Genomic DNA, 11,974 nt, shown 5'->3' with positions numbered 1-11,974 from the left:
TAATTGGATATGAAGCACATTAGGAATTTCTGCATCATTGCGCACATCGATCATGGTAAAAGCACCCTGGCCGATCGACTCATACAGTCCACTGAGACTGTCTCTGCAAGAGACATGCAAGCGCAGTTACTCGATGACATGGACCTGGAGCGCGAGCGAGGGATCACCATCAAGAGCCACGCAATACAGATGTATTTTCCGTATGAAGGCAATCAATACACCCTCAATCTTATAGACACACCTGGTCACGTGGATTTTTCTTATGAAGTTTCCCGGTCTATTGCAGCCTGTGAGGGTGCCCTGCTGGTGGTAGATGCTGCCCAGGGCATAGAGGCTCAGACCATTTCAAACCTTTACCTGGCCCTTGAAAATGACCTGGAGGTGATTCCAGTGCTTAACAAAATAGATCTCCCGGGTGCCATGGTGGAGGAAGTTTCCGATCAGATTATTGATTTGATTGGTTGTAACAGAGAGGATATCATCCATGCCAGCGCCAAAGAAGGCATAGGAATACAAGAAATATTACATGCCATAGTGGAGCGGATTCCGGCCCCTACCGGCGATACTGAAGAGCCACTACAGGCCATGATTTTTGATTCGGTTTTCAATACATATCGTGGGATAGAAGTTTTCTTCAGAGTTTTCAACGGTACCCTGAATAAAGGGGATCATGTGAAGTTTGTCAATACAGGCAAAACCTATGAAGCTGATGAAATAGGTGTACTCCGACTTACCCACGAAGCAAAGAACTCCATTTCAGCTGGTAATGTGGGCTACCTCATCTCAGGCATTAAAGTGGCCAAAGAAGTGAAAGTAGGAGATACCATCACACATGTGAGTCGTCCTACCCAGCGTACGGTGAAGGGGTTTGAAGATGTGAAGCCAATGGTTTTTGCTGGGATTTACCCGGTGGATACCACGGAATTTGAGGAGCTAAGAGCCTCTATGGAAAAGCTCCAGCTGAATGATGCCTCTCTGGTTTGGGAGCCCGAGACTTCCATGGCCCTTGGGTTTGGATTCAGGTGTGGTTTCCTGGGGATGCTGCATATGGAGATTGTGCAGGAGCGTCTGGAACGAGAATTTGACATGACCGTGATCACCACGGTACCTTCTGTGCAATTTCACGCGGTTATGCCAGATGGCGCTGTATTGAAAGTCAATGCACCCTCAGAACTACCTGAGCCCAACTATGTTTCTCATGTGGAGGAGCCTTATATACGTGCACAGATCATTACCAAGTCAGAATTTATCGGGCCGGTCATCGGGTTATGTATGGACAAGCGCGGCGAGATCAAAAATCAGGTCTACCTGACAAGTGATAGAGTAGAATTGACTTTTGAGCTACCATTGGCAGAGATCGTTTTCGACTTTTTTGACAGACTAAAGACCATTTCTCGAGGCTATGCCTCGCTCGATTATGAGCTGATAGGATACAGACAGTCCAATATGGTGAAGCTGGATATCATGCTGAATGGGGAGAAAGTGGATGCCCTCTCTGCGATTGTTCATAGAGATAAAGCCTACGAATGGGGAAAGAGACTTTGTGAAAAGCTGAAGGAGTTGATCCCTCGTCAGATGTTTGAAATTGCAGTGCAGGCTTCGATCGGCACTAAGATTATTGCCAGGGAATCTGTGAAAGCAATGAGAAAGAACGTATTGGCCAAGTGTTACGGAGGTGATATTTCGCGTAAGCGTAAACTCCTGGAAAAGCAGAAAAAGGGGAAGAAACGTATGCGACAGGTGGGGAACGTAGAGATTCCTCAGGAGGCTTTCATGGCAGTCCTTAAACTAGATAGCTAATCAAAATAGAATCATAATGCCTACATTATTAGACGGCAAGAAAGTTGCCGGTGACATCAAGAACGAGATTTCGGCCCGGGTACAGGATTTGAAATCAAAGGGAAAGCGAGTTCCCAATCTGGCCATTATTATTGTAGGCGATGATGGTGCCAGCCATACCTATGTGAATGGTAAAATAGCGGCATGCAAGTCTGTGGGGTTTGATTTTACCCTCATGCATTTTGCCAGCACCATCTCTGAGGATAAATTGATAAAGCATGTGGAAAACCTCAATGCCGATGAAGACATTGATGGTTTTATAGTGCAGATACCACTTCCGGAGCATATCTCCGTGGAGCGTGTCACCGAAAGTGTAAAGCCCGAGAAAGATGTAGATGGATTCACCAATCAGAACTTTGGGAGCATTGTTTCCAAACACCAGCTCATCATGCCCGCAACACCTTTTGGGGTGGTGGAATTGCTCAGGAGGTATAACATAGAAACCGAAGGCAAACATTGTGTCATTGTGGGAGCCAGCCGATTGGTGGGAGCTCCTCTGGGTATGATGATGACCGAAGATGGAAAGGCCACGGTAACCCTTTGTCACAAATACACTAAAGACCTGTCCAGCCATACCAAACTGGCGGATATCCTCATCGTGGGGGTGGGTAAACCCGGTCTGGTCACAGCAGACATGGTGAAAGAAGGAGCCGTGGTGGTGGATGTAGGGACTACCCGGATAGAAGATAAGTCGAGAAAGACAGGCTTTAGGTTGGCTGGTGATGTAGAGTTCGACACGGTATCCGAGAAATGTTCATTCATTACACCCGTACCAGGAGGCGTGGGGCCCATGACCATTGCTTCTTTACTTTTGAATACCATGAAAGCTTATGAGGACCAGCACGGATAAGGTGGTGACCGACCTTCCCTTGATGGAGTGCTTCCTCACCATACAAGGTGAGGGCTATCATACGGGCAGCGCGGCTTATTTTATCCGCCTTGGCGGATGTGATGTCGGATGTGTTTGGTGTGATGTGAAAGAATCATGGGACGCAGATGCTCACCCAAAAGTTTCCTTGGCTCAGATGGCTGATGATGCCAAAGCTGCCGGTTCTGAGATCGTGGTGATAACGGGAGGGGAACCACTCATGTATGATCTGGATGATTTTACTAATCTGCTACATGATGCAGGATTGAAAACTCACATCGAGACCTCCGGAGCTCATCCATTATCGGGAGATTGGGATTGGCTTTGTTTTTCCCCGAAGAAATTTATGGCCCCTTTGCCCGAGTTTTATGAGAAATCAGATGAATTGAAAGTCATCGTCTATAACAAATCCGATTTTGCCTGGGCTGAAGGCCATGCAGAAAAGTGCAACCCAAACACCAGGCTTTTTCTACAGCCTGAATGGTCAAAGAAGGATGTCATGATGCCGCTTATCGTGGATTATGTAAAGAAAAACCCTAAATGGAGGATATCTTTACAGACACATAAGTATCTGGACATCCCATAATGACCCCAAGACTCCTTTTTGCTGTTTGTTGTTTACTTCTTATAACCGTCGGTTTTAGTCAGCCTTACAATAAGCGTGCAGTCAAACTCACAGAGAAAGCGGAGGAGGCGGCCAAATCCAGAGATTTCAGTGAGGCCAAGGTCCTACTAAAGAAAGCCATTGCGGTGGATCCGCTTTATGACAAGGCCTATCGGCGGCTAGCCACTATTTATAGTGTCTACCTGCAACCAGACTCAGCAGCCCTATATTACAACCTGCTCACTGAAATACTACCGGCAGATCAAATAGATGATAGGCTATGGGATCGTATTGCCGGATTAAACTTCGAAGTTGGTAACTACACTAAAGCACAGGAGGCCATTGCCCACGTATCTGATCCGAATCCTTTACTGGCTGAAAGCATCGCCTTCGCCGTGAAGTCAGTGCAGGAAGCCGGGCCTCTGGAGATTGAGGAGCTACCCCCTGCAATCAATGCCTATCGGTTGCAGTATTTTCCGGTGCTTACAGTGGATGAACGCACCATTATCTACACCAAGAGAGATGCCGATAATCCGTCCGCTGATGAGGACCTGGTCGTGAGTGTCAGGATCAATGATGAATGGATACCCTCTCAGTCTATCTCTCGGGAGATCAATTCTCCTTTTAATGAGGGAGCCTGCACCATTTCTGCTGACGGAAGCACATTGATCTTCACTTCTTGTGAAGGAAGATCCTCCTTTGGCAGTTGTGACCTTTATGTGACTTATAGACAAGGGAATAAATGGACAAAGCCGGAAAACCTGGGTGCTGCGATTAATTCCAGGTATTGGGATTCTCAACCGTCACTTAGTGCCGATGGGCGAGTGCTCTATTTTGCATCAAACAGACCCGGGGGAGTTGGCAAACGTGACATTTGGAGTTCCCGACTCTCAGAAACCGGCTGGAGTGAGCCTGTTAACCTCGGAAAACCCGTCAATACAGCTTATGACGAGACCACTCCTTTTATACATGTTAACAATGATTTGCTTTTTTTCTCTACACAGGGCTACCCTGGGTTGGGAGGATTTGATCTCTTCTTTTCTGAAAAAGCAAATGGGCAATGGTCGCTCCCGACTAATCTGGGTTACCCGATCAATACCGTAAATGATGAACTCTCCTTGTTTATTAATGCTTCGGGGACGTTTGGTTATTATGCCATCGAGAAGACCGAGTCAGGTGTGACCAGCTCTACTAACATTGTGAAATTCAAAGTACCCTTTGATTCTCTGGTGAAAAAGAAAGCGAGCTATGTGACAGGCCGGGTTCAGGATGCGATCACGGGGGTGCCATTAGGTGCCCGGATGAGAATGTCCAACTTGAATGACACCACAGACACTTATTGGGTTAATTCTGACTCCATTTCAGGACGATACTTTCTGGTATTGTCAGAAGGCAAGGAATATGGCGTCTTTATCAGGAAGAAGGACTATTTGTTTGAAGACTTGAGGTTTGAAGCCCAAAGTTCTACCGCTTTAAGGCCAGATACCCTGGATATCTTACTACATCCAATCGAAGCAGGGGTCTCTCTTACTCTGGAAAATATCTATTTTGAGTTTAATGAACACCTATTAAATCCCAAATCCCGGTCGGAACTCAATGAAATCGTGGAGTACCTAAAACTTAACAAAGGTTTAACCTTCGAGATTCAGGGGCATACAGATGGGGTAGGTAGTGAGGCCTACAACCTGTCATTATCTGAAAAGCGAGCTCGTACAGTGTATGATTATCTGCAGTCTAAAGGTGTGAATGAGTCCAGAATGTTTTCTAAGGGTTACGGGAGTAGCCAGCCGATTGCCGACAACAGTACCCAAAATGGTCGGGATTTAAATCGACGGATCACTTTTAGAGTGATTTCGAATAGGTGATTTTTGAGAGGTTACATTTTTTAACATTTTTTTTATTTTTTTTCTCAGAATTTAAATTATGAAAATAATCCAATTAGAGATGATTATTTCGCCTTATTGAAATCTATAGTAGAATTGTAATTTTTTATAGTGTAAAAAGGCCTTTTCGCAATAAATAGAGGGGTTTTCTCCTAATCACTTTAGTTTTTCCCTTTTTGCTGATTACGATCAAATTGTTATAAATTTAGTAGTTGAAACATAATGTACAATTTAAAACAGTATAATATGAAGAGGATTCTACTACTCAGTTTCATGTTGACTTTCGTCTTTGCGTTCAGCGCATTGGCGCAAAGGACAGTATCTGGAACCGTTACCTCCGCAGAGGATGGTAGCGGCATTCCAGGTGTAAACGTTGTGCTGAAAGGAACAACGACAGGTACTACCAGTGATTTAGATGGTAACTACCGTTTGAGCGTTCCAGAAGAGGGCGGAACGTTAGTGTTTTCATTTGTAGGTCTTGAGCCAAAAGAAGTTGAAATTGGCGCTAGATCTGTTATCGATGTAGGGATGAGCTCTGATGTTCAGCAATTGACTGAAGTCGTTGTAACGGCTTTGGGTATTGAGCGTCAGGAGAAGTCACTTACATATGCAGTTCAGGATGTAAAAGGTGATGGCCTTACCCAGGCGAGAGAAACCAACATCGTTAACTCCCTATCAGGGCAGGTAGCTGGTGTGCAGGTGACTAGTTCTAGTGGTACTCCGGGAGCTTCTTCTCGAGTGGTACTTCGTGGAGCCTCTACTATCAGTGGTAGCAACCAGCCTCTATTCGTAGTGGATGGTGTGCCGATTGACAACTCTAACTTTGGTACTGCCGGTAATGGTGGTGGTTATGATTTGCCAAACGGTGCTGCTTCGCTTAACCCTGATGACGTAGAGTCTATCTCTGTGCTGAAAGGCCCGGTAGCGGCTGCACTTTATGGTAACAGAGGTGCCAATGGTGTAATCCTCGTGACTACTAAAACAGGAAAAGGCAAGAAAGGTCTAGGCGTTTCTGTCAACTCTTCTACCATGTTCCAGACTCCTCTAAGATTGCAGGACTTCCAGAACTCTTACGGTCAGGGAGCCAGCAATACTTACTTTGAGTTTGTTAACGGACAAAGTGGATATGGTGACGGTGTTGATGAAAGCTGGGGTGCTCCTTTGGATGTAGGATTAGAATTCGTTCAGTGGAGTGATTATAAGGATGATGGAACCACATCAAGCCCAAGCCCCTGGAAGTCCTATCCAAATAACATTAAGGATTTTTACGAAACTGGTGTTCAGTTGAGTAATAACGTGGCAATTGCTGGAAGTGATGGAGACAATGCTTTCAGACTTTCGGCTACTAATATGAATCAGACAGGTATGGTGCCTAATACTGATTTTAACAGATGGAACATCAACTCTTCTGCCAGCTTGAGATTGCTGGAAGGACTTGAGGCTTCTTTCTCTGCTAACTATATCAAGGAGCACGCAGATAACCTTGCTTCTATTGGTTATACCAATGATAACCCGGTTCAGCAGATGATCTGGTCTGGTAGAAACGTGGATCTTCCAGCGTTGAAGGATTACAAAAATCTACCATTGTCACCAGAAGGAACAGCAGCAGCAGGTACTCCTTTGAACTGGAATACAGTATTCCAGAATAACCCGTACTGGGGACAGGATGTCAACTTGCAGGGTTACGACAAAGATCGTTTGATCGGTAACGTTAAGCTTGCTTATCAGTTCAATGACTGGTTGAGTGCTTATGTAAGAACTGGTATTGATAACTGGGATATGAGAAATAGCAACATTAAGGCTATTGGTACTAACTCAGCATCAGATGGTTTCTACTCAGATCAGGTGAGAAGATTCACAGAGATCAACCATTTCTACATGGTTACAGCTAACAAAACATTCGGAGATTTCGGTGTGGCTGTGAGCGTAGGTGGTAACAATATGATTCAGGAATATACAAGACATTATGTTGGTGTTCCTGCATTGGAGCTTCCAGGATTGTATAACGTTTCTAACTTGAAGTCAGGTAGTACTCCTACTTTGATTAATACGTTTGAAGCAGAGAAAATCAATAGTTTGTTGGGTACAGCTCAGCTTTCGTTTAGAGACTTTGTGTTCTTGGATATTTCTGGTAGAAATGACTGGTGGTCAGTACTTCCAAAGGCTGATAACTCATACTTCTATCCATCGGCTTCATTGAGCTTTGTTCTGACTGACATGTTGGATATTTATTCCAATGCACTTCCTTATTTGAAAGTACGTGCTGGTTGGTCTAAAGTGGGTAGTTCAGGAGGACTTGACCCATACGAACTACAGCAGCTTTATAGCTTCCGAACAACTCCTTATGGATCTGTTTCGTTGGCATACAATCCTGCAACATTGAACAACCCAAACATCAAACCTGAAACAACTACAGGAATTGAGATTGGTTTGGCTGCTAAGTTTTTCGATGGAAGAATTTCCTTGGATGCAACGTACTACGACCAGACTTCTGAAGATTTGATCGTTGAGGTTGAGGTTTCTCCAACCAGTGGTTATCAGGCAGCATTTGATAACATTGGTTTGATTGAGAATAAGGGTATTGAGCTCCAGTTGGGTGCTACTATTGTAGATACCAAAGATTTCTCAGCTGGCTTGAACCTAAACTTTGCTACTTACAATAACGACGTTATTACTGTTAATAACATTGACGGTGATGAAGGTGCTATTGTATTAGGAGGTCAGTGGAATGTGGATTTGCAGGCTAGAGAGGGACATCCATATGGTGTGCTTTTTGGCCCTGGGTACCTTAAAGATGAGGATGGTAACATCGTTCACGTAAATGGTAGACCACAAATCGATCCTACATACCGAGTATTGGGAGACATTCAGCCAGATTGGACTGGCGGTATTGCAGTGAACTTGCGTTACAAAGGTCTTTCTTTGAGCAGTTTGTTTGATGCCAAATGGGGTGGTGATATTTATACTATGACTACTACCTGGGGTAGATACGCAGGTGTTCTTGCGGAAACTTTGAAAGGAAGAGAAGAAGGTATAGTAGGTAAAGGTGTGATGCAATCAGGTACTGACACAGATGGTAACCCTATCTATGTGCCAAATAACATTGTAGTAACTGCTGAAACATACAATAAAGCAGCATTTAGCAACGGTGTTGCTGAAGGATCTGTTTTTGATGCTTCTTATATCAAATTGAGACAAGTGACCTTGAACTGGAAACTTCCAAGTCAGTGGTTTACCAATGTTCCTTTCAAAGATGTAAACGTTGCATTAGTAGGAAGAAACCTTGCTTTGTTGTACTCTAAAGTGCCACACATAGATCCAGAAAGTGGATTTAGCAACTCTGATGCACAGCAGGGCCAGGAATTTGGTCAGTTGCCATCAGCAAGAAGCATGGGTTTCAATATCAACTTTAAACTTTAATCGATGATGAAGTCTATAAAATATTTATTTACGGGAATTTTCTTCGTCCTTTTTGCAACGAGTTGTGATAAGGGATTCGAGGAATTGAATCAGGATCCTAACAATCCTACCACTGTTCCTTCTGATCTTCTGACAGCAGATATCATTAGGAATGCTGCCAACAACTTGCATAGCACGTTTGTAGGTGGGGATATGGGTTCAACTTGGGCTCAGCTTTGGACTAAAGTTCAGTACAACGACGAAGAGCGATACGTTCCAAGACAGTCGGTAATTGAGTCGACTTGGGATAACATCTACGAAACAGTGATATCTGATGCTAGATCCATGGAGATTTTGGCAACAGGAGAAGGTAATGATATTTCTAAGGGAGTAGCACTGACGCTGCAAGCTTGGGGGTATTCTTTACTTACTGATTTGTATGGAGATATACCTAATACAGAAGCCATCCGTGCTACTGAGGGTATCTTCGCTCCTGCATATGACGAACAATCTGTGGTTTACGATAGCATCCTGGCGAAGCTCGATAGAGCGAATGCACTGATCGCTGGAGGTAACGGGTCACTGAATTCAGCAACCGATTTAATGTATGGTGGAGATGTAGCCAAGTGGAGAAAGTTCGCTAATTCATTGAAAATCAGATGTCTAATGAGGATTTCTGGTGTTCGTGATGTGTCTGCAGATTTGCAGGCTACAGTAGCGCGCCCAATATTTACTTCAAATGCAGACAATGCGGCAATCGCTTATCTGGCGGCTCAGCCGAATGCTCACCCATTCTATGAGACCATTGATTATGGTAGCAGATTAGAGTGGAAAGTTTCTGAGCTTTTAGTGCAGACCCTTGAAGGATTTAGTGATCCTCGTCTGGAAGTGATGGCTGCTGAGAATGCAGATGGAAACTACAGAGGTAAGCCAAACGGAATTCAGGATGTACCTAGTGAAGAGTTCAATTATGAGAACGTTTCTGGTATTGGTGAGTTCTATTTGAACCCTGAGTTGCCAGGTATGTTTATGTCATATGCTGAACTGCAATTCTTGCTAGCTGAGGCTGCAGCTTCTAACTACATAAGCGGAGATCCTGCTACTTTCTACAATGCGGGTATCAGAGCTTCTATGGAAGAGAATGGTATCACTTCTGGTGTGGATGCTTACTTGTCCCAGTCAGGTGTGTCATACAGCGCGGCTGCTTCAGCTGAGTTGATTGGAACACAAAAGTGGATATCCCTCTTTGCTCAGGGAGTAGAAGCATGGACAGAATGGAGAAGAACAGGTCAGCCTGCGTTGTCTCCAGCTATTGATGCTGTACTATCTCAAATTCCTACAAGGTACTCTTACCCTGCTTCTGAGCAGACTACCAATAAAGCTAGCTATGATGCAGCGGTGGCAAGTCAAGGTGCAGATGTATTGACTACCAAAGTTTGGTGGGATAATTAATAATTGTCAATTAACATTAAATTGAAATTATCATGAAAAAAATAAATATATACATAGCCATCCTAACCCTTGGTCTTTTTGCAATCTCATGTAATGAGTCTGAAGATTTGGTTACTGCGGATGCTAAAGAGGCTGCCCTTACCACAATTGGAGGTTCTGGCGGCGCTTTGTTAGGAAACCCTACAGAAACTGGTGAGGTAGTTTTCGTGACAGCAATGTTGGATTATGCTGTTACTGTCTCTTCGCCAAATGCTTCTGATGTACAGTCAATGACTGTTTATAAGTCATATGGAACTGAGATAGTGGAAATCACTACCGCCTCTACCTATCCAATAGAAGTGAGTTATGCTTCTATAGGTGACTTTATGGAGGGCTTCAGTGCCACAGCTACTGATCTGGCTATCGGTGATGTTATCGGGTTTTATACCGAGATGACAATGACTGACGGACGTGTTTTGGCTCAGGCGGCAAACAGAGTGAGCCTTACAGTTCAGTGTTTGTCTGACCTGGCAGGATCATACTCCATGACTGGTCAGAGAGATGATGGAGCTTCTTATTCATTTCCTGTAGTAATCACAGAACTTGGACCTGGAAGCTATGTTTCTAGCAGAAGTGGATCTTGGGCTAAAGGAGTTTTGGCTACCCCAACAGGTGAGGCACCTATGTTGTTCAATGACGTATGTGGTCAGCTTTATATTCCTATGCAAACATTGGGAGATTTCTATAGCAATGGTGTATGGGGTGAAGGCGATGGTGCTGAAGTTACAGGATCTGTTGACGCGAATACTGGTGTGATTACTTACTCCTATACGATTGAGTTTGGCTCTGGTAACCGAGTGTATACGGAAGTTCTGACTCCTAATTGATCTTGAATCTTTAAATGAAATTAACTATGAATAAGATATATAGATTATTACTGATTTTAGTAGTGGTGAGTTTCGGCTTCACATCTTGTGATGATGAGGACTTTACCGGACACTCTTCACTGGTACCGACTAGTCCGACTATTTCGGTTTCGGCACCAAGCTCGATCACTATTGATGAGCAGGACACGACTTTTGCGTGGACTGTGACGATGAGTGAAGCGCAGATAGTGGATGTGGCTATTTATGTGACAGTTGCAGAGGGAACTACTGCTTCTGAGCATGACGATTTTGATATCGATAATAGCAATGGAAGAGTGTACATTCCTGCTGGGTCAACTACAGGAACGGCTTATGTTACGCTTTATGCTGATGATGATACCAGAGAGGAGACCGAGATGGTCATGATCCAAATTGGTGACTCACGTACAGCTAATGCTAGCATTACTCCAACAACAGTGGCTATTACGGTCAACAACTCGCCTGATTTTGCTCCCTTAGAAACAGTTACGCTAACTGCGGTTTGGGACAACGATGACGAAACTGCTGTTGGTGAGTCATTCTGTAGTTCTTTTGATGTGGATGTGTTGTTTCTAGTAGAGGATTTTTCTGCTTATCATCCGGATTTTTCTATGGCAACAGGTTCATGTCCTGAGGAAGGTGAGTTGGACTGGGCTGATGGACATTATTGGGTAACAACGAACCTGTATGGTAGTGTGGACCTTGGTGAGTTTGCTGTTGATATACCTGTATCACTTCAGCTTACCAGATACAACAATGATGGTTCTGTAGCTTCTCAGACTACCGTTTTGGTAGATGATCAGCTGCATTCTGATGATGATGGTTCTTCACTTTATTTGGTTGGGTACATTACCGTGACCGATGGAGAGTATGAACTGTTTGATGCAGATGATACTTCATACGGAGATGTAGCTGTTCAAAAAATGGATCTTCCTGCGGGAGTGAAGTAGTAGATTTGATGCTACTCAAATAATTATTTGAAATGAACAAAAGCCGTCTCGTTCCGAGATGGCTTTTGTTTTATTTAATATACTCATACAGTGAC

The 11,974-nt window shown here is 44.1% G+C and carries 8 protein-coding genes; all 8 read left to right on the top strand.

Annotation, left to right across the window (positions count from 1 at the left end):
* The first annotated feature begins 9 nt into the window (after window positions 1–9).
* The 8 genes from lepA (at window position 10) to RIH33_RS14460 (ending at window position 11,879) form a co-directional block, all read left to right on the top strand.
* The gene (gene lepA, locus RIH33_RS14495) at window positions 10–1,800 is read left to right on the top strand and encodes a translation elongation factor 4 (protein WP_406652280.1); all 1,791 of its coding nucleotides are present in this window, start codon (window positions 10–12) and stop codon (window positions 1,798–1,800) included.
* Between the two features lie 16 nt (window positions 1,801–1,816).
* Entirely contained in the window at window positions 1,817–2,689 is an 873-nt protein-coding gene (locus RIH33_RS14490; protein ID WP_406652278.1) for a bifunctional 5,10-methylenetetrahydrofolate dehydrogenase/5,10-methenyltetrahydrofolate cyclohydrolase, read from the top strand.
* Entirely contained in the window at window positions 2,670–3,293 is a 624-nt protein-coding gene (locus RIH33_RS14485) for a 7-carboxy-7-deazaguanine synthase QueE (protein WP_406652277.1), read from the top strand. The genes RIH33_RS14490 and RIH33_RS14485 overlap by 20 nt, the downstream gene beginning before the upstream one ends.
* Complete coding sequence (locus RIH33_RS14480) at window positions 3,293–5,176, top strand: OmpA family protein (protein WP_406652276.1); 1,884 nt, start codon at window positions 3,293–3,295, stop codon at window positions 5,174–5,176. The genes RIH33_RS14485 and RIH33_RS14480 overlap by 1 nt, the downstream gene beginning before the upstream one ends.
* Window positions 5,177–5,440: 264 nt before the next feature.
* On the top strand, window positions 5,441–8,614 hold the full coding sequence (locus RIH33_RS14475; RefSeq protein ID WP_406658521.1) for a SusC/RagA family TonB-linked outer membrane protein: 3,174 nt from the start codon (window positions 5,441–5,443) through the stop codon (window positions 8,612–8,614).
* Between the two features lie 3 nt (window positions 8,615–8,617).
* Window positions 8,618–10,045 carry a SusD/RagB family nutrient-binding outer membrane lipoprotein gene (locus RIH33_RS14470; protein WP_406652273.1) on the top strand — a complete coding sequence of 476 codons (1,428 nt, stop codon included), beginning with the start codon at window positions 8,618–8,620 and terminating at the stop codon, window positions 10,043–10,045.
* A 32-nt stretch (window positions 10,046–10,077) separates the two neighbouring features.
* Window positions 10,078–10,911 carry a hypothetical protein gene (locus RIH33_RS14465; RefSeq protein WP_406652272.1) on the top strand — a complete coding sequence of 278 codons (834 nt, stop codon included), beginning with the start codon at window positions 10,078–10,080 and terminating at the stop codon, window positions 10,909–10,911.
* A gap of 26 nt (window positions 10,912–10,937) precedes the next feature.
* The gene (locus RIH33_RS14460) at window positions 10,938–11,879 is read left to right on the top strand and encodes a hypothetical protein (protein ID WP_406652271.1); all 942 of its coding nucleotides are present in this window, start codon (window positions 10,938–10,940) and stop codon (window positions 11,877–11,879) included.
* Window positions 11,880–11,974: the final 95 nt, after the last annotated feature.

Origin of the sequence: Marinoscillum sp. (assembly GCF_040222955.1) — a bacterium.
Classification (GTDB): domain Bacteria; phylum Bacteroidota; class Bacteroidia; order Cytophagales; family Cyclobacteriaceae; genus Marinoscillum.
The sequence above is the reverse complement of the archived record's forward strand: the minus strand, read 5'-3'. Positions and strand labels throughout refer to the sequence as shown.